The 21,763-nt window shown below is 35.2% G+C and carries 21 protein-coding genes; 7 read left to right on the top strand and 14 right to left on the bottom strand.

Annotated features, from left to right (window positions below; translation table 11 throughout):
* Positions 1-52: 52 nt before the first annotated feature.
* Positions 53-2,062 (bottom strand): DUF3857 domain-containing protein, encoded by a 2,010-nt coding sequence (locus EK417_RS16645; RefSeq protein WP_438830169.1) that lies wholly within the window; start codon positions 2,060-2,062, stop codon positions 53-55.
* A gap of 157 nt (positions 2,063-2,219) precedes the next feature.
* Between EK417_RS16645 and EK417_RS21445 the strand changes: the two genes are divergently transcribed.
* The gene (locus EK417_RS21445) at positions 2,220-2,834 is read left to right on the top strand and encodes a DUF4377 domain-containing protein (protein ID WP_228407997.1); all 615 of its coding nucleotides are present in this window, start codon (positions 2,220-2,222) and stop codon (positions 2,832-2,834) included.
* Between the two features lie 128 nt (positions 2,835-2,962).
* Here EK417_RS21445 and EK417_RS16660 read toward each other — a convergent pair whose 3' ends face one another.
* The 3 genes from EK417_RS16660 to EK417_RS16670 all read right to left on the bottom strand — a co-directional run bounded on the left by EK417_RS16660 (position 2,963) and on the right by EK417_RS16670 (position 6,462).
* Positions 2,963-3,901: an SPFH domain-containing protein gene (locus EK417_RS16660; RefSeq protein WP_136522801.1), complete on the bottom strand. Its 939-nt coding sequence runs from the start codon at positions 3,899-3,901 to the stop codon at positions 2,963-2,965.
* A 316-nt stretch (positions 3,902-4,217) separates the two neighbouring features.
* On the bottom strand, positions 4,218-5,045 hold the full coding sequence (locus EK417_RS16665) for a carboxypeptidase-like regulatory domain-containing protein (protein WP_136522802.1): 828 nt from the start codon (positions 5,043-5,045) through the stop codon (positions 4,218-4,220).
* 61 nt (positions 5,046-5,106) lie between these two features.
* Positions 5,107-6,462, bottom strand: a complete 1,356-nt coding sequence (locus EK417_RS16670) for a deoxyguanosinetriphosphate triphosphohydrolase (protein ID WP_076597931.1) — start codon at positions 6,460-6,462, stop codon at positions 5,107-5,109.
* A gap of 204 nt (positions 6,463-6,666) precedes the next feature.
* Between EK417_RS16670 and EK417_RS16675 the strand changes: the two genes are divergently transcribed.
* Complete coding sequence (locus tag EK417_RS16675; protein WP_136522803.1) at positions 6,667-7,296, top strand: class I SAM-dependent methyltransferase; 630 nt, start codon at positions 6,667-6,669, stop codon at positions 7,294-7,296.
* 163 nt (positions 7,297-7,459) lie between these two features.
* On the opposite strand, the gene EK417_RS16680 is transcribed toward EK417_RS16675, so the two are convergent.
* Both EK417_RS16680 and EK417_RS16685 read right to left on the bottom strand, forming a co-directional pair.
* Positions 7,460-8,182: a LytR/AlgR family response regulator transcription factor gene (locus EK417_RS16680; RefSeq protein ID WP_136522804.1), complete on the bottom strand. Its 723-nt coding sequence runs from the start codon at positions 8,180-8,182 to the stop codon at positions 7,460-7,462.
* A complete protein-coding gene (locus tag EK417_RS16685; RefSeq protein ID WP_136522805.1) occupies positions 8,182-9,258 on the bottom strand; it encodes a sensor histidine kinase in 1,077 nt (358 codons plus the stop codon). The genes EK417_RS16680 and EK417_RS16685 overlap by 1 nt, the downstream gene beginning before the upstream one ends.
* Before the next feature lie 191 nt (positions 9,259-9,449).
* Here EK417_RS16685 and EK417_RS16690 point away from each other — a divergent pair, with 191 nt between their 5' ends.
* The gene (locus tag EK417_RS16690; RefSeq protein WP_136522806.1) at positions 9,450-9,878 is read left to right on the top strand and encodes a hypothetical protein; all 429 of its coding nucleotides are present in this window, start codon (positions 9,450-9,452) and stop codon (positions 9,876-9,878) included.
* Between the two features lie 310 nt (positions 9,879-10,188).
* Here the strand turns inward: EK417_RS16690 and EK417_RS16700 are convergent, their stop codons facing one another.
* On the bottom strand, positions 10,189-10,524 hold the full coding sequence (locus EK417_RS16700; RefSeq protein ID WP_047433528.1) for a DMT family transporter: 336 nt from the start codon (positions 10,522-10,524) through the stop codon (positions 10,189-10,191).
* 1,124 nt (positions 10,525-11,648) lie between these two features.
* Here EK417_RS16700 and EK417_RS16705 point away from each other — a divergent pair.
* From EK417_RS16705 to EK417_RS21190, 3 genes are all read left to right on the top strand, one after another.
* A complete protein-coding gene (locus EK417_RS16705; RefSeq protein WP_136522807.1) occupies positions 11,649-12,368 on the top strand; it encodes an AAA family ATPase in 720 nt (239 codons plus the stop codon).
* Positions 12,365-13,111, top strand: coding sequence for a YggS family pyridoxal phosphate-dependent enzyme (locus EK417_RS16710; protein WP_136522808.1), 747 nt, complete (start codon positions 12,365-12,367; stop codon positions 13,109-13,111). Before EK417_RS16705 ends, EK417_RS16710 begins: the two co-directional genes overlap by 4 nt.
* Before the next feature lie 556 nt (positions 13,112-13,667).
* The gene (locus EK417_RS21190; protein ID WP_168802023.1) at positions 13,668-13,841 is read left to right on the top strand and encodes a hypothetical protein; all 174 of its coding nucleotides are present in this window, start codon (positions 13,668-13,670) and stop codon (positions 13,839-13,841) included.
* A 105-nt stretch (positions 13,842-13,946) separates the two neighbouring features.
* On the opposite strand, the gene EK417_RS16720 is transcribed toward EK417_RS21190, so the two are convergent.
* Both EK417_RS16720 and EK417_RS16725 read right to left on the bottom strand, forming a co-directional pair.
* Positions 13,947-14,474: an IS630 family transposase gene (locus EK417_RS16720; protein ID WP_136522809.1), complete on the bottom strand. Its 528-nt coding sequence runs from the start codon at positions 14,472-14,474 to the stop codon at positions 13,947-13,949.
* On the bottom strand, positions 14,452-14,775 hold the full coding sequence (locus tag EK417_RS16725) for an IS630 transposase-related protein (RefSeq protein WP_136522810.1): 324 nt from the start codon (positions 14,773-14,775) through the stop codon (positions 14,452-14,454). The genes EK417_RS16720 and EK417_RS16725 overlap by 23 nt, the downstream gene beginning before the upstream one ends.
* A 200-nt stretch (positions 14,776-14,975) precedes the next feature.
* Between EK417_RS16725 and EK417_RS16730 the strand changes: the two genes are divergently transcribed.
* The gene (locus EK417_RS16730) at positions 14,976-15,374 is read left to right on the top strand and encodes a helix-turn-helix domain-containing protein (protein ID WP_136522811.1); all 399 of its coding nucleotides are present in this window, start codon (positions 14,976-14,978) and stop codon (positions 15,372-15,374) included.
* Positions 15,375-15,630: 256 nt separating this feature from the next.
* Here the strand turns inward: EK417_RS16730 and gcvP are convergent, their stop codons facing one another.
* From gcvP to EK417_RS16755, 5 genes are all read right to left on the bottom strand, one after another.
* Entirely contained in the window at positions 15,631-18,489 is a 2,859-nt protein-coding gene (gene gcvP / locus EK417_RS16735; RefSeq protein ID WP_136522812.1) for an aminomethyl-transferring glycine dehydrogenase, read from the bottom strand.
* A gap of 642 nt (positions 18,490-19,131) precedes the next feature.
* Positions 19,132-19,779, bottom strand: a complete 648-nt coding sequence (locus tag EK417_RS16740) for a J domain-containing protein (protein WP_136522813.1) — start codon at positions 19,777-19,779, stop codon at positions 19,132-19,134.
* Positions 19,780-20,220: 441 nt separating this feature from the next.
* Positions 20,221-20,478, bottom strand: a complete 258-nt coding sequence (locus tag EK417_RS16745; protein WP_136522814.1) for a hypothetical protein — start codon at positions 20,476-20,478, stop codon at positions 20,221-20,223.
* A 92-nt stretch (positions 20,479-20,570) separates the two neighbouring features.
* The gene (locus EK417_RS16750) at positions 20,571-20,903 is read right to left on the bottom strand and encodes a hypothetical protein (protein ID WP_047433535.1); all 333 of its coding nucleotides are present in this window, start codon (positions 20,901-20,903) and stop codon (positions 20,571-20,573) included.
* Positions 20,904-20,914: 11 nt separating this feature from the next.
* Positions 20,915-21,493, bottom strand: a complete 579-nt coding sequence (locus tag EK417_RS16755; protein WP_034697053.1) for an RNA polymerase sigma factor — start codon at positions 21,491-21,493, stop codon at positions 20,915-20,917.
* Positions 21,494-21,763 lie beyond the last annotated feature (270 nt).

Consider the following 21,763-nt stretch of genomic DNA (forward strand, 5'->3'; position numbering starts at 1 on the left):
GGCTTCGCCGCCCGCCAAAACCCGAAACCTTAAACTTTGAACTTAAGATATTCTATTTAAATTTCTTCTTAAAGCTGAATTTAAGCATATTCATAAGTCCCGGCTCAATAATATCAATTCCCAGTCCGAAATTACTGTCGGCAATGGTATGATGATCTGTTCTGAACTGTTCAAACTCACTTTGCGGAATTTCAATATTGATCAGAGGATTGTACTCAATAGACACACTTGCTCCATTTTTGTGTACTTTTTTCCGGCTTTTATAGTCAAAATAGGGATTGGATATAGTACTTTCCTGTACTGTATATTTTTCTTCAGTATCAATTTTCTGATCCGTCTGCAAATTGATTTCATATTTCTCACTGTCGAAATTATGCCAGAAAGGTAAATCTTTATGAATAAAATCTCTTGCTCCCGCCTTCACCACATTTCGGTCAAAATACATCAGAAAACGGTTTTTCTGTGGATCTGCAAAATAAGGATTCTCAATGGTTGCGGTATATTGGATCTTTACTTCATTCAGTCTTTTATCATCACTTACTACATCAATAGCGGCATCTTTGAATACGTTTCGGACATCTGTACCATTACGGTCACCCGAATAATTAAGCGCATAGAAAAGGAAGCTGTTCCAGCTGTCTATGATTTCTCTTTTATTGGTACTCTTAAAATACCTTCTCATAGCATTGGCTCTGTTTCCTTTGTAAGTAGTTGACAGATTAAGTTTTCCGGTATTGCCCTGTGCATTTAAATCCACCTTTTCATTAATGCAGAAATAAGGAAATTTATAAGATTTTCTTACCTGAAGTACCTGATCTTTTTTCACTTCCAGATAATGCATAAAATAAATAAACCCTCTGTTTTCAATCAGTCCGAATTCATCACGGATGGTAGCATCAACGAAATATTCTTCACCTTTATAATTCACTTTTAGGACAACATGATTGAAACTTAAAAATGATGGCAGATAGTATTTAATATAATAATCCGTATTAAAATTTACCAGCACTACAGATGCATCTACTCCTATGTAATCAAGGATCACTTTCAATAAAACCGACTTTGCCTTACAGTCTCCCTGTTTGTTTTCATAGGTTACTGATGGTTCCTGTGGCTTATGACCATTCATTTCATCGGCATTGAAGATGTAATAGATATGATTCTGTACATATTCTATGGCAAACTGCAGCTTTTCATCCTGATCAGCAATGGCATCCAGTTTTTCAACAAGGTTTGGTGCGAAATCCTGTAAAGAAGATTTGTTAAAAATCTCCTCATAGAACGGTACAATATAGTTGGAAAGATCTTTCCAACTGTTTTCTGTAGCAAAGTCTATATAAGGAAAAATTTCACGTCCGGAATCCACAGGATTGATATAATTTTCTTCTTCAATGACAAATCTTTCTCCTTTTTTCAGATGATTGATTTCCGGTTCCAGAACATTTCCCTGTTCATCTCTGAAAAATGTTTTTTTATAGGCAATAGTCTGTTCGCGATTGTTGATAAAAGTGAATTTAAAACTTCCATAAGCCCAATATTTATCGGGACTTACCCAGACGTATTTTGAAAATTCCTTTCTCAGAAAATCACGGTCTGTAAATTCTTTAATCCTTGAATCTTCTAAGATCAGAACATCATACAGCCTCAGATCTTTGATGGTAATATTGATTTTTTTATTACTGCTCAGCACTCCTCCACTGCTTTGGTTTTCACTGTCAAGAACTTTAATTTTTGTGTCCGGAATCTTATCGATCAGTACACCATCTCTCAACACACTGATTCTGTGAATCTGATAGACTTCATTTTCCTCTACAATGACATCAGAAACAGAAGCTCTTTCAAGGTTTCCAGGCTCGTTCAGCGTATAGGCCATACAGACATACTCACTGTTTTCCGTATTGCTTGTATAGTGTTTTTTGTCTAAAAAATAGCAGTAATCACGCCCTTCATCAATTTGTCTTCTGGCAAATTCGGAATCTTTGATTCGGCTTTTTATTTCCTCATCCCCGATATTTCCTGCCCATATTTCAGGTTTTTGAATCCTGTAATTTTCAACTTGCATTTGATTATCCATATTTATTATAAGAATTATATTGTGGTTAGTGTTTAAGAAATTCAAATTAAATGATTAAAAAAGTAAAAAACAATAGCAGAAGTACTACAAATTCGGGATTTTTTTTCGGCATGGTAATTGCGAGGTATGGGGAAAAATCAAGTTTATGAAAAGTATAGCAACAATTCTAAAAGGAGCAGCACCCGCATTAGCGTTATTTGCCATGACACAATGTACAACCACAGCCAATGCATCCGCAGGTGATGAAAAAACATTCATCGTAGGACCACAGACAGCAGATTGTACAGGAGTAGCTCCTATGAAATGTCTGCAGGTAAAAGAAAATGTTTCCGGGAACTGGACGAATTTCTACAGCAATATCGAAGGATTTACTTATGAACCGGGGTATGAATATGTTTTAAAAGTAAAAACAGAAAAAATTGAAAATCCGCCCGCTGATGGATCTTCCATAAAATACACTTTGGTAAAACAGGTTTCCAAAACGAAAAAAACAGCAATGGCAGCCAATGCAAAAACACTTATTGTAGGACCACAAACCGTAGATTGTTCTGCCGGAGCAGGCCGTATGAAATGTATGCAGGTAAAAGAAAATGCGTCTGAAAGCTGGACGAATTTCTATAGCAATATTGAAGGTTTCACCTATGAGCCGGGATATGAATATGTTTTAAAAGTAAAAACAGAAAAAATTGAAAATCCGCCCGCTGATGCTTCTTCAATCAAATACACATTGATAGAACAGGTTTCTAAAACGAAGAAATAATAAATAAAACCGCTTCTGAAAATTCAGAAGCGGTTTTATTTTGCGGAAAGCTGGAAGAATGAAGCATGAAGTTATTTTTGACAATCATTTTTTTTCCATTGATTCATCTTTTTCTTTTTCCTTTTATCTTAAAATCCGGTTTCTTTCTGAGGAGAATCAGGATATTTTCCTTTGGTAGCTTCTCCAACTGTATTTGCCGTTGTCATGGCCACTACAAGGTCATTCAGCATTCCGCTTGCTGCAGTGGGTGAATTGGGAAGAAGCACAAGATTACTTCTGTTGCTTGCTCCTACAGAATGTAAGGTATCATAATGCTGTGTTACTACAATAAGCGCTGATGCTTCATGAGAATTGATATCCACATTATTCAGCATTCTTACAGACTCTTCAAGACCTTTTGCAATTTCTCTTCTTTGGTCTGCAATCCCCTGCCCTTGTAGTTTTTTAGATTCAGCTTCTGCTTTTGCAACCGCTACAATACGGATTCTTTGTGCTTCAGATTCATATTCTGCCGCTGTTTTTTCTCTTTCAGCAGCATTGATCCTGTTCATGGCATGTTTCACCTGCTCATCCGGATCAATATCTGTTACTAAAGCTTTGATAATATCATACCCGTAACTGTTCATGGCTTCCTGAAGCTCACTCTTTACCGCCACCGCAATATCATCTTTTCTTACAAAGACATCATCCAGCTTCAATTTAGGAACCTCAGCACGTACAACGTCGAATACAAAAGATGTAATTTGATTTTCAGGATTTTCCAGGCGGTAGTAAGCATCTCCTACCTGGTTTCTGATCACCTGATACTGAACGGAAATTTTCATTTTGATGAAAACATTGTCCAGGGTTTTGGTGTCAATCATCACATCCAGTTGTTGAATTCTAAGATTCAGTCTTTTAGCGATCTGATCTATAATTGGAAGTTTAAGATGAAGCCCTGAATGTTTTACTCCCTGGAATTTCCCGAAACGTTCGATAATAGCTGCTGTTTCCTGCTTAACTACAAAAAACGAAGCAAACAAAATGATAAGCCCGAAGAAAATAACGGGTGCTAGATATATACCCATAGTTGTTAATTTTTTTAATATGTCGCTAAAAATCCTGTTTTGTTAAAAACACTTCTATATGTGTTATTTAAATATAAGAAAAATAAGTGAAAACTTTATAATATAATCTCCTGGAAATCAAGCACAGGAATTATTGATTATTCTAGAATGGCTTACTTTTAAAGCATAAAAAAGCCTCTACTTTAATGCAGTCATTAATAGAAGAGGCTTCTGAATGATTATAACAAATAGAATCTAGACAGTCATCCCAATGTCTATTCCTTTAATTTTTCTATACAAATCGGTAGCGTAATTTAAACATATAAAAAATTACTATTTATTTTTCAACTTTTACATCAATATTAATCGCTGGAGAAGCCATTGATGTTTTTTCCCAATTGCCATAATATTTTCTTTTAAAAACTGTTTTAAACAATGCCCCACTAAGAAATATATGTCCTTTAAAAAAATTCATAAATTGTATACTGACAAAAAAATCCTGATCTACATAAATATCCTGATCGCTAACATCAAATGTAAATGTATTATCTATAATAGCATCCTTTGTCACAACTGCTGTAATATCCTTATATAAAACAGACTGATTTGGTACACCATTTTTCTCATCATATACATTGATTCTTAATTGAACAGGTATATCTGTATCAAAATCAGCAATATTCAGGTTTATTTTTTGAATCTTTACCTTTTTTCTATTTGAAAACTTAATTGCCAGTTCACGAGATTGCTCTTCTTTTTCCTTTTTTCTTTCCGGATATGTTGCAAATAAGACTTTCTTCGATTTAGAATCCACTCCCCAATGCTTATCTTTAAACCGTTTAGGAGTAATAATAACTTCTGGAATATCTTTCACTTTCTCTTTTAGAAAAATATTGTGTACACCATTTTGTAAGAAAATCTGAATGGGTATTGCAAATTCATCAAACCCACCAACATCTACTATTAAATTCACTTCATTATTTACACCATTTAAATTAAGTGTGTAATTACCATTTTCATCAGCGATAGTACCATTTTCTTCGCTCCCAATACCAATTTTTGCATAAGGAACAGGACGGCTGTCTTTTTGAGATAAGACTTTACCTGTTATTGTTTGCCCACTTAAAAAAGCTCCTAAAAAAAAACAAAAAAATAAAATTCTCATACAATGATTATATATCCAAAAAGTATTTTCTTAGCTTACCATAAGTTTTTAAAGAACCTGCTTAAACAGTCATTCCAATATCTATTCCTTTAATTTTTCTATATAAATCGGTAGCGTAATTGTCCGTCATTCCTGAAACAAAATCAATAACCCCAAGAACTTTCTGATAATCGGTTCCGTCATTGTAAATAAATTGCTTTGGAATCAGTTTCAACGCTTTTTCATCATAAGATTTTCTGCTGTCTTTAGGTTTCAGAATGGAAGGAATAAAATGATCAAGCAGCTCATACATTACGTTATACCCGGCATTTTCAATTTCAACAACTGCTTTATGGTTGTAAATTTTTTCTACCGAGAAACTCTCAATATCCTGCAACGCTTTATTTTCTTTTTTATAAATATCAAGTAAGCCATTACTAAGATTTCCTTCAAGGATCGTCTCAAAGTTGGATTTATACATCTCAATCGATTTATTGATGAGTGCATTAATCACTTTTGCTCTTAAATAAGAAATCTGTTCGTTTTCATTGGAGATTGAACTAAGTTTTGTTTCAATTCTCTGAACATCATCTGTTTCAGATTTTACCAGCTCAAAAAATAAGTTTTTACAGTCTGCTGTTGAAACAATTCCCAGCCTGTGGGCATCTTCCATATCAATGATGTTGTAGCAGATGTCGTCGGCTGCTTCTACAAGCCATACAAAAGGGTGTCTTTTGAAAATATACGGTTCTTCACTTTCAGAAATAAGCTGGGTTCCTTTGGCAATTTCCAGGAATATATCTTTTTCATTCTGGAAAAACCCGAATTTCTTTCTGTGAATGATCCCTTTTTTCTTTGCAACCGCTTCACACGGATATTTTGCAATACTTGCCAGTGTAGAGAACGTCAGCTGAATTCCTCCGGCATCTTTTCCCTGTTGCTGCTGTGCCAGCACTCTGATGGCGTTAGCATTTCCTTCAAAATTAACCAGATCCGCCCATTCTTTTTCATTGAACTTTGATTTCAGATCTTTTTCATTTCTTTCAAAATAACTCGCAATGGCATCTTCCCCGGAATGTCCGAAAGCGGGGTTTCCTACATCATGGCATAAGCATGCAGCGGCAATTACATTTCCTAAATTATAGAGATAGAAATTCTTTGAATCTTCAGTCAGTTCATTTTTAAAATCTTCAGCAATAAATTCACCGATAATACTTCCCAAACTTCTTCCTACGGATGATACTTCCAAAGAATGCGTAAGTCTGTTATGTACAAAAACACTTCCCGGAAGAGGAAAAACCTGCGTTTTGTTCTGCAGTCTTCTGAAGGCAGAAGAGAAGATAATTCTGTCGAAATCTCTTTGAAAATCAGTTCGTGAAGCTTTGGTCTGTGGATTGTTTCCTGTACGTTGATTGGTGAAAATCTGGTTTAAATTCATCATTTTTCAAAATTACTCCAAATTTTAATTGTATGGAATAGTATTTAGATTTTTATTAAACAGATCTGTCATTCAAAAAATCTATGATAGTAAACTTTTTTTTGAGGTCAGAAAGCTTGAGGAAATATTCTACATTTGATGCAACTAATACAACGGAAGAATATGAATGATTTTTCTTTATGCCAATTTTAAATTCTTTTTACAATGACAGATAACACATGGCTCAACAGATGGGATGAAAGGTACAGCAGCGAAGAGTTTGCCTACGGAACAGAACCCAACAATTACCTGAGAGAACAGCTCAGCAAATTAAAACCTGGAAAAATACTTTTTCCGGCAGAAGGTGAAGGCAGAAATGCCGTTTTTGCAGCGACACAAGGATGGCAGGTTTCTGCTTTCGATATCAGTGCCAATGGCAGAAATAAAGCATTACAGCTTGCAGAGAAACAACAAATTGCTATTGATTATCAGGTGGGAGAACTTTCTACTTTAAATTATCAGAAAGGACAGTTTGATGCCATTGCTCTTATTTACGCTCATTTCCCGGGAGATATTAAATCTTCTATCCACCAAATGCTGAATCAATACCTGCGTGAAGGTGGTTTTATTATTTTCGAAGCTTTCAGTAAAAATCATCTTGAATATATTGCAAAGAATGAAAAAGTGGGAGGTCCGAAAGATGTCGAATCCCTGTTCTCTATTGAAGAAATCAAGACAGATTTTCCAAATTATGATATTATTGAATTAGCAGAAACAGAAATTGAGCTTAGCGAAGGATTGTTTCACAACGGGACAGGTTCTGTGATTCGTTTTGTGGGACAAAAGCTGGCATAATTTTTAAGTTTGGGCTAAAGCTGTTGAAAGGGAAATTGTTTTCTCTGAACAGTTTTAGCCCGTAGTTATTTTGTTTTTCTTTAACTACAGATTACACAGATTTTTTTAAATGGTTTGAGCCTATTAATTATTACTCATTATTCATTGCTCATTACTTATTTTTTTAATCTGAGTTCAGAAGTCCTCCGGTAAATTTTGTGAAAAATTCGGCTCTGTATACTTCACCAAGAGGAATCTCGGAATCTTCGAGGTATATATTATGATTGTCAAATGAATCAATATAATTCATATTGACAACATAGGATTTACTTACTCTGATGAAGCTCTCACCGGAGATTTTCTGATGGATGGTTTTTAAATTCATTGCAGTGATCAGTTTCTGCTGCTTTGTATGAATGACTACATAGTCTTTCAGCCCTTCTATAAACTTAATATCTGAAAAACTGATTTTATAGAATCTTCGCTCTGCTTTAATGAAAAGGAAGTCCGCTGTATTGGATTCTACCGTATTCTTTACCGTATCTTTAGACAAAAGTCCAGTATAAAGTATGGCTTTTTCAATGGCTTTTTCCAGTCTTTGGGGATCAATAGGTTTCAAAAGATAATCAACAGCTTCCAGTTCGTAGCTTTTCAGTGCATATTGGGAATAAGCGGTTGTAAAAATAATCAGGGATTTTTTCGGAAGCATTTCTGCAAACTCAAGACCTGTTACCAAAGGCATTTCTATATCAAGGAAAATAAGATCTATATCATTGTCTTTAAGAAATTCGAGAGCAGACAGCGCATTGGAAAATTCCCCAAGGATTTCAATTTTGGAAATTTCAGTGATCAGGGATCTCATCTCGGATCTTGCCAGAGGTTCATCATCAACAATTATACAATTCATCAAACGGGAATTTTTAAATTTACACTATATTCTACCTCTCCTGATTCTATCTGAAGATCAAAAGTATCACCATAGAGAAGCTCAAGCCTTCTGGTAATATTGGCGAGCCCAAGTCCACTGTTTTTTTTGTCTGAAACGATATAGCCAGTCCTTATGGAATTCACACACCTGAAATAAAGCTGTCTGCTATCGGTATTGATTTCTATTTTCACGTAGGATTCTGCTCCACTGATATCTACACTGTGTTTCACGGCATTTTCTACAAAAGTGGTAAACAGATTGGGAGGAACAAAAATACTGTTCACAATTCTTTTATCCGTATTGATCCGAATATCAAAAGAGAAATTGTCACGCCTTATTTTTTCAAGGTTTAAAAAATTGGACAGGAAATCAATCTCTGAAGTGAGCAGCGTTTTCTCTTCACTGTTTTCATACAGCTGATATCTGAGAAACTCAGAAAGTTTTACAATCACCACAGAGGCTTTGGCAGGGTCTGTTCTGATCAACGCTTTTACATTATTCAGCATATTAAAAAGAAAATGCGGATTGATCTGATTTCTTAACTCATTCAGTTCCATGCTCATGGTGAGTCTGCTCAGCTCGTTGATTCTTTTATTATCACTGATCCATTTCTGTAGAAGTTTAATTGTCGTTGTCGTCATGATAATCGGAATACACATCAGAACTCCTTCATAAATTCCTCCTTTCTCATTTTCCCTAAGAATATTTTTCACTCTGAATTCATCAAAGAACAGCCTGAAACCATATCCTATAAAATTAAGACCCACTACTCCCATCAGAACCAGCAGAACAAGATAAGTAACATATTTTGTTTTAAAGAAAAAACGGGGAACCAATACATATATATTAATGTACACCATTGTGATAAGAATTGTATATACAAAGAATAAAACATAATACTGATATATTCCCGAGTACCAATGCCAGAACCTGGCACTATAAATTAAAACGAAAAAGAAGATCAAAAACAGCAGATGCCTACGGAGTCCATACTTCGCTTCCACCAAAAAATCCATTACAAAGGTTTCTTCAAATTTCCACGGACTGTATTTCATAGGATAGGCTCATTTTATCATTAGCAAAAATAGACAATAACAGAAATTACAACTATTTTATTATACAAAACCTCTATTTTATTATACCAACGATCATGCTTCCGGATTTTGTATAAAATACCTGCCATTTTGTATAAAAACCAATTTACGTTCTTCTTTTCTTTATTTCTTTGTACTGTAAATGAACACATATGGAATTAACAACTTTTCACGAACTGACACAGGAAATATCACTGGAATGTTTTTTTATGACAGAATCTCAACAGGAAGAAAAAGTAATACAGCTTATTGATCTGCACCATTTTATAGAATGTTTTGATGCGAAAATAAAAATTATCAGCTACCTGCACCATTCCATTAATATTGTAGATCATGAAGGAGAGAAAAAAGGAATTCTTTTTTGTGACCTGAAACATTCTGCTGTGCCTGACAGCAATGGTTCTGAAGAGTTTAGAAGAAAATACGGACTCTCGGAGCTCTGGTTTGTTTTTGTAGAGGAAACATTTGTTCCGGATCCGGCCTGTTATACGGATGCCATTATTGAAAACAGTCTGGATATCTTCTATGAAAGGATTTTTACATTTAATTTTTTCCAATCTATTATTCAGCCCTTAAGATAAACTACCATGGAATGAGAACCTATATTAATTCCAGAGCATTTAATTTCTTATGATCCTTTTATCAGAATTGATGATTGATAATATAAACACTCACCGCTATCCGAATAATATACATGCTACTACAGGTCCTACCGTATTCAGTAAAGGAATAAGGGAATCATTAAAGGAAAATCCAACAATTCCTTTTACATTATTTAACGGCATTGAGTTCCACGGATATTTAAAGTTCAAATATAAACTGGAAAGTTCTTTTTATACAAAACGAAGGTCCAACATTGGAAACAGATGCAAAAACATCAGTAATTTATTTTTAATGAGTTCCCATTTTTGAGAATACATTAATAATAATCACTCCAATCACAATCAGTGCAATACCAATAATGGCGGGCAGGTCCGGGATCTGTTTAAATGCTATCACTCCAATCATCGTTATAAAAATAATTCCTACGCCGGACCATATAGCGTAGGTGATCCCTACAGGAATCTGACGAAGGGTAAGGCTTAAAAAATAAAATGCACAGGCATATCCAATGACTGTCACTACCGATGGCCATAGTTTGGAGAATTCCTCAGATTTCTTCAGAAAAGTAGTGGCAATAATCTCAAATATAATAGCCAAGGCGAGAAAAATATAACTGCGTCCCATAAATTCATTCTTTATACAAAAGTAGTAAATGCGCCCGGGTAATTCAAAAAGGATATTCTTAGGCTTTCTCTGTTCCCAAAATAACAGGTACTTATTATCCCTATGAAAGATCAGTTCTTTTGAAGGTACAATAATTCAGTCATTGTTTTTATAGGGTTCAAACAGCATTCAGTATCTTATTTTCAACCTCTTTCTTTGGATAGACATTACTGATCCTGAAAAAAATCACTCAGCAGGCAACTTTGTGTTTATTTTTGGCACAAAAAAAATTTCTCTTTAATATGAAATATGACAGCTGACAAAATTTCCATCATAAAAATCACGGTTAAAATAAATTTTATTAACATAAAAACCTATTTGAAGTGAAAAATTAATGTTCGGAAAATACATTTTAAAACAATATTATGCCAGGCATTGCTTATTATTTGTTTTATCAACTCCAATATAGAAGTCGATAAACGATTAACACATTCACATAATTTTACAAATAGAACAATAAAAGTATTAATAAATTCTCAATAATATATTAATTTAATATAAACAAAAGTCACCATTAAATGAACAGGAATCACTGTAATACACTGATAAACATCATGGTGTTTTACTTTGGCACATGATTTGAAAGTAGTAATATTGCAATTAAAAGATTGATAAAAAAAAGTCAAATAATTAAAAATAATACAAAATGGTAACTTATATCGGTATCGTAACAGGTTTAATAGTAATTACTTCATATTTCATGACCGTAAGAAGAGAAAGAAACTAATCTTAAAACAAAACAAGCCTATAGAATATCTATACTAATTATATTGTTTTATGTTTTTAGTCTGAGAGATCGGATCGCTCTTTTACCCCATCGGGTAAAAGGGTTCAAAAACATAAGCAGAAAGATCTTAGTTTCATAACAAATTTTAATATCCAAATGAGAAAAGCCGGTCGCAAGTCTGGCTTTTCTTTTTTTATAGTCTTTTTCCCACCAGATTGTTGCTGATACCAGCATCCATTCATCATTTATCATTTATCATTCAGTATCCGTTGGACCATGTGTTTATTATTATTCAGGATTCTTTTGGCATTCAATAAAGCTTTATCTTTGTTTATTCAATAATCTTTTAATTGTCATTATGAATCTGTACAACCTTATTATTCAGGATAAAGAGCAGGTAAATCTTAACGAGGTATTTCTCAATGCTAACAACAAGGAACAGCTTACACAACTTATCAAGGAGCACACTTACGTTAAAGAACTTCAGGAGTACGGTCTGCCGGTTAACCATAAGATTTTACTTGAAGGAAGTTCCGGATGTGGAAAAACAATGACAGCAAAGGCTATTGCCAATGCTCTGGGAAAAAATATTATTATCTTAAATCTTAGTAATATTGTTTCGTCCCGTATCGGAGAAACATCCCAGAATATTAAAATGATTTTTGATAAGGCAGCCAGAGAAAGATCCGTACTTTTTCTTGACGAACTGGATCAGATCGGAAAGGCAAGAGGCAGTGATGACAAAGATGTGGGTGAAATGAGAAGATTGGTTAATACTTTGATTCAGCTGATTGATTATTATCCTGAAAATGCGCTTTTAATCTGTGCCACCAATCATCCTGAGATTATTGACACGGCTCTTTTAAGACGCTTCCAGCTAAAAATTAATTATGAAATGCCTTCTGCTGAGATTCTGGATACATACTACGATCAATTACTCGCTCAGTTTCCTAAAGAGATGAGAACTGTTGAAAGAAAATACTCTATTTCTTTTGCTGAAGCTAAGGATTACGCTTTAACAGCCGTTAAAGCTGCTTTAATTAAAAAACTGGAAGCCAAAGAAACCCTCGCATCATGAAAGAAGATATTCTCCACAACCTCACCGTTATCAATGAAAGAATAAAAAAGGCCTGTGAGCAATCCGGAAGGAATATTGATGATGTCAGGTTATTACTCGCTACAAAAACTGTTTCTGCCGAGCGTATCAAAATTGCTTTGGAAAACGGACAGGAATTAATCGCAGAGAACAAAGTACAGGAATTGAAGGAGAAATATGAAGACCTGAAAGACATTCCTCATGAAAATCATTTTATAGGCCATCTTCAGACCAATAAAATAAAAGACATTCTGAAATACGATGTTACCTGCGTTCAGTCTCTTGACCGCCTGGAACTGGCCGAAAAACTTCATCAGAAACTTTTGGCTGAACACAGAACGATGGAGGTTTTAATTCAGGTCAATACCTCCAATGAAGAAAGCAAATTTGGCATTGATCCCGGTGAAGCCATTGAACTTACCCGAAAGATCTCCAACTACTCTACTTTAAAAATAAAGGGACTGATGACGATTGGTTTATTCAGTGCTGAAACCGATAAAGTAAGAGCATGTTTTAAAATCCTGAAAAATCTTCAGCAGGAGATTATTACCGAAAATATTCCCAACGTAGAAATGAAAGAACTATCCATGGGCATGAGCGGAGATCTGGAAACTGCTATTGAAGAAGGAGCAACCATTGTACGGGTGGGCACTGCTGTTTTTGGAACGAGAATCTACCCGGACAGCTATTATTGGAACGAGGGTAAAACGAATAAAAAAACATAAAATTATATGTTTCCATTTACTTATACTTTTGAAAGAGAAATATTAGTTTTCTCACCTTGCAAAGAATACTTCTGCTACAACGAAAATACAAGAATTCTTATTTACAAAACAAACGCATTTTATTCTATACTATTTTCCCTGATCTATTCCGCTGTACTTTTCCTGATCCTGCATTTTATCCTAAATCACCTGACTACTGAGATAATAATAGCTTCTCTACTTTTCACTGCCGGTATCATTATTCATTATTCTCATTATATTTCGGTAATAAATAAAGTCTCCAAAAATTTAAATGGAAATTAAAAAGTAAAATAATCTCATTACCTTATCCTTTTAGTAATAATAGCTTCGACAGGCTCAGCCTGACAGCGCTTAAAAATTCCGGTTAGTATTCGGGTTGTCACCCTGAGCCTGTCGAAGGACTATCAATAAGAAAGCCTTTGTTACTCATTATCCCAGGTATTAACTAAAAGGACAAGTCAATAAACCTACTCCATAGTCTACAAATTCGGTATACTTTTTGATGTAAATGTTTCGTAACCAAACAAATACATTTATGGATAAAAAATTACTATCGGTATGTCTTTTCATGACATTATTATTCTTTTCTTCATGTGAAAAAGAAAACACACAGATAAAAAGCGGAATTTCACTTGAAACTATTTCAATGATAACCGTACTTACTATGGGCATCGCCATTCTGATTGCGTATAGCTTTAAAAGAAGATAGAAAAACCGGAACTTAAACACTATGACACCTCTCAATTTTTGGGAGGTGATTTTGTTTGGATAAAAAAAGAGCTTCCGTTTACTATAGCTAACTCAATATATTTCGTCAAGTGATAAATTTTTGAAAAAGTTCATATGGATCACACCTTAACTTTCTTCTCATACTTTTAGCTTGTGCCCACTTTTTTTCAATAGGATTTAAATCGGGGCTGTAGGGAGGCAGAAACAGAATAGAATGTCCACTTTTTTCTATTGCATCAATACTATCGGATCTTTTATGGAACGTTGCATTGTCCATTACCAGGACTGAATTTGCAGGAATCGAATAAAGGAGTTCCTGAGTTACCCAAGCATGGAAAACATCTGCATTAATATTTCCGTCAAACAATCCTACATTGAGGATATTAAAATTCAAAATAGCTCCAATGGCGTTCACTCTTCCCTTATTATGCCAGTCTTTAACCCCGTAAGACCTTGTTCCTTTTAAGCTATAGCTGTAATCCCTTGGTGCATCGGTAGCAAAACCACTCTCATCAATATAGATAATGTTTCTTTGTTCCAGCTGTTGATAATGAAACAATTGATTTTGAAATTCAGCTCTTTTAACAGGATCAGACTTGGGATGAGTCAGCATTTTTTTTAACACTTATATTTAAACGTCTAAGGGCATAGAGAATACAGTTGGGACTGACCCCAAAGAAAGCAGCTCTTTCATACTGGTAAGCATCAGGAAATTCTTCTACATGTTTCTTTAAAGCTTCCATATCGATCTTCGTAGCTGGTTTATTTCTTTTCCCAACAGGAATAAGGTTTTGTTTCCAGCGGGAAAAGGTTCGAGTACTTATTACAAAACGTTTACAAACATCCTGATCAGTAAGCTTTTCTTGTTCTTTTATTTTAAATACTTGTTTACGAAAATCTAAGCCATAACTCATATAGCTAATATAAGACTTTTTATATTGAGTTAGCTATATCTGCACAACTTGCTGGAAATTCACCTGACTTTGGCGTAACCAAAATATCAGATTAAACAAATATTTAACCCCTAAAAAATAACTTTGACATATCCTATTTTTCCACCACAATTTTCTATCTTTACTCATCATAAAACTTTAATTAAGCTTATAAACCACAAATGGAACAAAAGATACATCAGGGAAGAAATGTAAAAAGATTCAGAGAAATGCTGGGGATCAAACAGGAAGCTTTAGCACTGGATTTAGGTGATGACTGGAGCCAGAAGAAAATTTCTTTATTGGAACAGAAAGAAACTATTGAGGATCCGCTTCTTCAAAAGATTTCTGAGGTTTTGAAAATCCCTGTGGAAGCATTCCAGAATTTTGATGAAGAACAGGCTGTAAATATTATTGCAAGTAATTTTCATGATAATGCGACAGGTGTAATTGTTAATAACTACAATCCTATTGATAAAATCATCCAGCTTCACGAGGAAAAAATTGCGCTTTACGAAAGAATGCTGAAGGAAAAAGATGATATGATGACCAGGCTTGAAGAACTGATTAAAAGCAAGTAAAAAATCATTCGTGCTTTGAGATTGCTTCGCTACGCTCGCAATGACAATGGTCGTACAAGGCTCATAATTTGTCGGAAAAACACATCGTTTAAGCTTTGCTGAGTGGAACGCCTTTGCGGACATTGAAGCAGTTAGTTGTCAAAAAATTCTCGCGACAATTGCGTTAAATAGATTGCTTCGCTATGCTCGCAATGACTATAAAAACATAAATCCCTCTCATTGCTGAAAGGGATTTTTTATAGTTAAGAAACTGAGATTACATATAAGCTTCAATCGGCTCACACGTACATACTAAGTTTCTGTCTCCGTAAGCTTCGTCTACTCTTGATACAGAAGCGAAGAATTTGTGGTCTCTTACCCACTCCAGCGGATAAGCAGCCTTTTCTCTGCTGTATGGTTTATCCCAAGAATCAGAGATCACCAATTGTTCTGTATGAGGAGCGTTTTTCAATACGTTGTTGGTAGCATCTGCTTCACCGTTGGCAATTTCATCGATTTCTTTTTTGATAGAGATCAACGCTTCTGCAAAACGATCGATTTCAGCCTTGCTTTCAGATTCTGTAGGCTCAATCATTAGTGTGCCTGCAACCGGGAAAGAAACGGTAGGAGCATGGAAACCATAATCCATCAATCTCTTCGCCACATCAGCCACTTCAATTCCTAAAGATTTGAACTGACGGAAGTCTACGATACATTCGTGAGCTACTCTTCCGTTTTCGTTAGAATATAAGATTGGAAAATGCTCTGCTAAAATTTCTTTCAGGTAGTTAGCATTCATGATGGCATGTCCTGTAGCCTTTTTAAGACCTTCTGTTCCTAACATCTTGATGTAAGCGTAAGAAATATTAAGGATTAATCCTGAACCGTAAGGTGCAGCAGAAATACCTTCAATAGCTTCTTTGGAACCGATTCTGATATTCGCGTTAGAAGGAAGGAAAGGTACTAAGTGTTTAGCAACACAGATTGGACCTACTCCAGGACCTCCGCCTCCGTGAGGAATGGCGAAAGTTTTGTGAAGGTTAAGGTGGCAAACGTCTGCTCCGATGTTTCCAGGACTTGTAAATCCTACCTGAGCGTTCATATTCGCACCATCCATATATACTTGTCCTCCGTGCTCGTGGATAAGGTTGGTAATTTCCTTAATGTTAGCATCAAAGAATCCATAAGTAGAAGGGTAAGTGATCATTACAGCTGATAAGTTGGCTGAATGAAGTTCTGTTTTAGCTTTAAGATCTTCGAAGTCGATTTCCCCGTTTTCAAGGTTTTTCACCACTACGATTTTCATTCCTGCCATTGCAGCAGAAGCCGGGTTGGTACCGTGTGCAGACTGAGGGATCAATACTACATTTCTGTGGTGGTCTCCTCTTGAAATATGGTATTCTCTGATCACCATTAATCCTGCATATTCTCCCTGCGCTCCGGAGTTTGGCTGAAGAGAAGTTCCTGCGAAACCTGTAATTTCTGCTAAATCTTTCTCCAGTTCACGGATCATTTCCTGATATCCTTCAGCCTGGTTTACAGGTACAAATGGGTGAACTGCACCCCAGTTTTCCCATGAAAGCGGTAACATCTGAGTGGCTGCGTTCAGTTTCATGGTACAAGATCCTAAAGAAATCATTGAATGAGTCAATGATAAGTCTTTTCTCTCAAGACGCTTGATGTAACGCATCAATTCTGTTTCCGTGTGGTATTTGTTGAATACTGCTTCTGTAAGAATTTCGTCTTTTCTTAAATTCTCTTCCGGAATGCTGTATCCTTCTTTAATTTCTAATTTGAAAGTCTGCTTGTCTTTAAACTGAGCGAAAGAAGCCATCAGATAGTTTAATTTCTCTAATGTTGTGCTTTCGTTGATCGCAATGCTTACTACTCCTTCTGTAAAGTAGTTTAAGTTTAGTCTGTGATCAAGCATCAGTCTTACCAATCTTGCTTTCTCTTCTTCTGCCATTGTGATTTTCACAGTATCGAAGATTGGCTCTTCTACTACCTGATATCCTAATGCTTTAAGACCGTGTTTCAAAGCGTTTGCTTTAAAGTGGATCTGATCAGCAATATAATTTAATCCTTTAGGCCCATGGTAAACAGCATACATACCAGCCATTACCGCCAAAAGAACCTGAGCTGTACAAATGTTTGAAGTAGCTTTCTCTCTTTTGATGTGCTGCTCTCTTGTCTGCAATGCCATTCTTAATGCACGTCTTCCGTACATATCCTGAGAAACCCCGATGATTCTTCCGGGAATATCTCTTTTATAATCTTCTCTACAAGCGAAGAAAGCGGCGTGAGGACCTCCGTATCCTAATGGAATACCAAACCTCTGTGTAGTTCCTACTGCGCAGTCTGCCCCCATTTCTGCAGGAGATTTCAGCTTAACCAAAGCCATCGGATCACAGGCAACAGCTACCTGAAGATCAAGTTTTTTATATTCTACGATATCCTCGGTATAATCTAAAACGATTCCGTTTTTACCTGGATATTGTAATAAAACTCCATAATAAGAACCATCAAACTGGTGCGTTTTATGATTTCCAACTACGATTTCTATTTCCAGTCCTTCAGCTTTTGTTTTTAATACAGAAACTGTTTGAGGAAGTACCAGATCAGAAATGAAGAACTTATTCGCTCCTGCTTTTTTCTGGTCCTTAGATCTATTGTTGAAGAACATGTGCATTGCTTCAGCAGCAGCAGTAGATTCATCCAATAAAGATGCATTAGCTAATGCAAAACCGGTAAGGTCACATACTACAGTCTGGAAATTAAGAAGAGCTTCAAGTCTTCCCTGTGCAATTTCTGCCTGATATGGAGTATACGCCGTGTACCAGCTAGGATTTTCGAAAATATTTCTCTGGATTGCTGAAGGCAAAAGTGTATTGTGGTATCCGAATCCGATATAACTCGTATAATCTGTATTTTTAGATGCCAATTCTTTTGAGTGGTTCAACATTTCGTATTCAGAAAGTGGTTCCGAGATCTCAAGATCTTTCTCTAAACGGATAGAAGAAGGGATGGTTTGAGAAATTAACTCTTCAATACTAGAAACGCCAAGTTTCTCCAACATCGCCTGTTTATCGGCTTCATTAAGGGAAATGTGACGGCTCACAAACTGTTCTGTATTCATTTTTATTTATTAGATTTTGTTTGTAAAAAGATGGGTAAAATTACAATTTTCTGAACGATTGTACAAGAGTATATCAGGGCTGATAATTCACAAAAATATTTGTGATTCTTTATCACACTTTGTTTTTCATAAGCTTCAGACGAGTTCACATTAGTTTCAATAACAATATTCATTATTCTATACATAATATATAATAAAAACATCAATTTCAACATAATTAAACACCTTTACATTTATTAAAACACCTAAAAATTTTTCAACAACTCTACTGTATGAATTAAATATAAGCTTAAAAAAAGATATAATACAGAATTTTATTCAAAACACAAACTTCAACTTTATTCATGATGAATTAAGAAGTTATCATGTTTGAAATCTCAGTTCTCCAATTCCGGACAGAGCAGTTTCATACTGCTATACATCAGGTTTTAAGAATTTTATGAAATTTTATTAATTATATTTATTCTAAATTAATATATTTGCAGCATGAATATGATTGTCCCATTTAAAGTTCCGCCATTGGCACCTTACTCATTCAATAACGAAGAGATGTTCTGTGAAAAAAAATCGTGCTGTAAAAAATTCAAGAAAGGGAAAAGATGTAAAAAATGCCCTGGAAGAAAGAAAATGGCATAAAGTCAATTAGCTGAAGTTTTTAATCAGCAGATAGATAGCAATCGCCAGGATGATAATTCCCCAGATCAGCATCATTATCTTAGGCTGACCCGACTTGTTAATTCTTGTTACGGGCTGCGGCTTAAACATTTCTTCCACCGAATTTTTGAACTTTTCAGAATCGTTTTCAAAAACTTCTGTGATGGTAATTCCCTGAACAACCGTTTTGTGCAAAAGAGAATTGGTTGCATGAAGCAAAAGCTGGAATTTTCCGTCCTTAAATTCTGTGATCTTAAAGATCCTCTCTCCATACGGTTTTTCCAGTCCGAAAGGCAATACCTTCACCACATCAGCATTACTCGTCTGCCAGTTGATGATAATCTCCTCTCCTTTTTTCGCATGAATTTTATTCGCTGTAAAAGTTTTGACAGCTGGCGGAATATTATATCTGAAACTTCGCTGATGATTTTCTAAATTCTGATCATAAGTACGTCTGAGCGCGCGGTCACTTAAGGTCTCATATGCCTCCTGAATCTCACGGAAACGGTCTGCAAAAAAATCGTCATTGTCATTTTTGTCAGGATGATATTTTAAAGACAGTTTTCGATAGGCTTTTTTGACGTCTTCTTCCGAAGCATCCTGTGATATACCGAGAAAATAGTAGTAATCTTTCATTGAGCAATACAAAAATAAGGATTTATTTTTCTTCGTGTTTGATCTTTACCGTAAAATTTTGTCAGAAGAACAGATCTAAAAGTCATTGCGAATCAAAGATGAAGCAATTGTATAAGTTTCTTGTAGGAATACGCGAAAGCGCTAAAGATTTCTCTCTACTATATATTTTAAGGCGCAATGATTTTATCTCCGATAAAATTCATTCTGCTAAAAATAATAAGAATTGGATTATTTCTACAGCTGTTTTTCTCATTGCGAGCAAAGTGGAGAATCTTACTTTATGCTGACAATAATTCTCCTACAGACCAAGCTCCATGCTGCAGATCTATAATGTGCAACCACCTGTATTATCTTCACATTTCTTTTAAATAAAAATTCCGGCTCGGGAAGCTTCGCTTCCCGAGCCGGAATGTAACAATTTCAATTTAGTTTTTACTTTTCTTATGCTTCACACATATTATCCTTTTTACAGCATCTTGAATGAAATTCTTTTTTGAATATCCCTTTCAGTTCCTGATAGTCTTCATCACTCATTTCCCTGATCTTATCTGCCAGTCCGAAAGGTGACTTTTCTTTGATTCCGTACTCATCAAAAATACCTTTGATAAATCTTTTTCTTTGTATTGCTTTTTTAGCGATTAAGGCTACACCTGCAACGGCTAATGCTCCAAGAGCCCCTTTTAATGCTGAATTTTTCATTTTTTTAAAATTTTAAATTTTACTACTTCTTGTTTTTTATAGAGACGAATGAATGCTGATTTTTACTTTACTACCTCTTTAAAAATTTCAGATTATTCGTTATTTCTGTTGAAGAATCCACCGGAGCATTTATTTCTCCAGACTTCTTTAAATTTCTCTCTTTCCTCAGGAGATAAACCTGCCATTTTTTCTCTCATCTTTCTTTCCTTGAAATCTCTCACCCCTTTACCAAAATGGAAACCTCCGAAAAGAATTTTGCTTAAGATCAGTATTCCCATGGCCTGCCAGAAAGTAATTGTTTTTGCTCCTAAAATCTCCGGAAGAAGGCAGTTCCAAAGCATCATGACAATCCATGTAACGGCAGCTAAAATTAATGGCGGGCACAGCAATAAAAAGATCCAACCCTTTTTGTGTTTATGATTCATAATTTCTTTTTCTAACTTTTTAAATCTTCGTATAATTTTCTCAATCTGTTTCTTAAATGCTTCACAGCATAGTTTTTTCTACTGATGATAGTTTTGATGTTTTCTCCCTGTTCATCGGCGATCTCCTGGAGGGTTTTGTCGTTCAGTTCATTTTCTACGTAGACCAGCCTTTGTTTTTCAGGAAGTTCATCAAGCGCTTCAAACAGTTTTTTCCAGATCTCATCCTGAAACATCTTCACTTCAGGACCGGCACTTTCATCCATCAATAGAATATCCTTGATAGAAAAACTGCCGTCTTCATCTTCATATACAAAATCTTCAAGATTTTCTGTTTTCTTTTTCCGGTAACGGTCTGTGATCTTATTCGCCGTCACCCTGTACAGCCAGCCTCCAACGTTTACGATCTCAGAAAGATTCGTAAGGCTACTGAACTGATACCACACCTCCTGCAGAATATCTTCCGCATCCTCCGTATTTTTCACTTTCGGACGAATATAAGACATCAGCTTCCCTCCGTAGTTGGAAACGGTCTGTGAGATGATGCTTTCTTTCTCCTTCTGTGGCATTGTTATTTTTTCGACAACCTCCATATTGCTATGACGGTTAGCCTTTTGGTTTTACTTTAATAAATTTAAAATATTTTTCTTACAATTCAGTTTTTCTTTTATTCATCGGTATTTTATCATCTCAATTATTCCTGATTACTCATTACTTATGTTTAAGAATGGTAAAGACCTTTTTATCCATTCTCAATTTCTAACATCATTTGAGATTCCTGCGGAATGACACAATTGTAATGATAGTTTATCCATACAGCTTGTCATTCCGTAGGAATCTAAACACTCACCTAATCATAAAAA

Source organism: Chryseobacterium candidae, from assembly GCF_004916905.1.
Taxonomy (GTDB): Bacteria; Bacteroidota; Bacteroidia; order Flavobacteriales; family Weeksellaceae; genus Chryseobacterium; species Chryseobacterium candidae.

Bases quoted from the DNA above. Each gene is read 5' to 3' on its own strand.
- EK417_RS16645 (WP_438830169.1), bottom strand. From the start codon at position 2,062: ATGCAAGTTGAAAATTACAGGATTCAAAAACCTGAAATATGGGCAGGA.
- EK417_RS21445 (WP_228407997.1), top strand. From the start codon at position 2,220: ATGAAAAGTATAGCAACAATTCTAAAAGGAGCAGCACCCGCATTAGCG.
- EK417_RS16660 (WP_136522801.1), bottom strand. From the start codon at position 3,901: ATGGGTATATATCTAGCACCCGTTATTTTCTTCGGGCTTATCATTTTG.
- EK417_RS16665 (WP_136522802.1), bottom strand. From the start codon at position 5,045: ATGAGAATTTTATTTTTTTGTTTTTTTTTAGGAGCTTTTTTAAGTGGG.
- EK417_RS16670 (WP_076597931.1), bottom strand. From the start codon at position 6,462: ATGAATTTAAACCAGATTTTCACCAATCAACGTACAGGAAACAATCCA.
- EK417_RS16675 (WP_136522803.1), top strand. From the start codon at position 6,667: ATGACAGATAACACATGGCTCAACAGATGGGATGAAAGGTACAGCAGC.
- EK417_RS16680 (WP_136522804.1), bottom strand. From the start codon at position 8,182: ATGAATTGTATAATTGTTGATGATGAACCTCTGGCAAGATCCGAGATG.
- EK417_RS16685 (WP_136522805.1), bottom strand. From the start codon at position 9,258: ATGAAATACAGTCCGTGGAAATTTGAAGAAACCTTTGTAATGGATTTT.
- EK417_RS16690 (WP_136522806.1), top strand. From the start codon at position 9,450: ATGGAATTAACAACTTTTCACGAACTGACACAGGAAATATCACTGGAA.
- EK417_RS16700 (WP_047433528.1), bottom strand. From the start codon at position 10,524: ATGGGACGCAGTTATATTTTTCTCGCCTTGGCTATTATATTTGAGATT.
- EK417_RS16705 (WP_136522807.1), top strand. From the start codon at position 11,649: ATGAATCTGTACAACCTTATTATTCAGGATAAAGAGCAGGTAAATCTT.
- EK417_RS16710 (WP_136522808.1), top strand. From the start codon at position 12,365: ATGAAAGAAGATATTCTCCACAACCTCACCGTTATCAATGAAAGAATA.
- EK417_RS21190 (WP_168802023.1), top strand. From the start codon at position 13,668: ATGGATAAAAAATTACTATCGGTATGTCTTTTCATGACATTATTATTC.
- EK417_RS16720 (WP_136522809.1), bottom strand. From the start codon at position 14,474: ATGCTGACTCATCCCAAGTCTGATCCTGTTAAAAGAGCTGAATTTCAA.
- EK417_RS16725 (WP_136522810.1), bottom strand. From the start codon at position 14,775: ATGAGTTATGGCTTAGATTTTCGTAAACAAGTATTTAAAATAAAAGAA.
- EK417_RS16730 (WP_136522811.1), top strand. From the start codon at position 14,976: ATGGAACAAAAGATACATCAGGGAAGAAATGTAAAAAGATTCAGAGAA.
- gcvP (WP_136522812.1), bottom strand. From the start codon at position 18,489: ATGAATACAGAACAGTTTGTGAGCCGTCACATTTCCCTTAATGAAGCC.
- EK417_RS16740 (WP_136522813.1), bottom strand. From the start codon at position 19,779: ATGAAAGATTACTACTATTTTCTCGGTATATCACAGGATGCTTCGGAA.
- EK417_RS16745 (WP_136522814.1), bottom strand. From the start codon at position 20,478: ATGAAAAATTCAGCATTAAAAGGGGCTCTTGGAGCATTAGCCGTTGCA.
- EK417_RS16750 (WP_047433535.1), bottom strand. From the start codon at position 20,903: ATGAATCATAAACACAAAAAGGGTTGGATCTTTTTATTGCTGTGCCCG.
- EK417_RS16755 (WP_034697053.1), bottom strand. From the start codon at position 21,493: ATGGAGGTTGTCGAAAAAATAACAATGCCACAGAAGGAGAAAGAAAGC.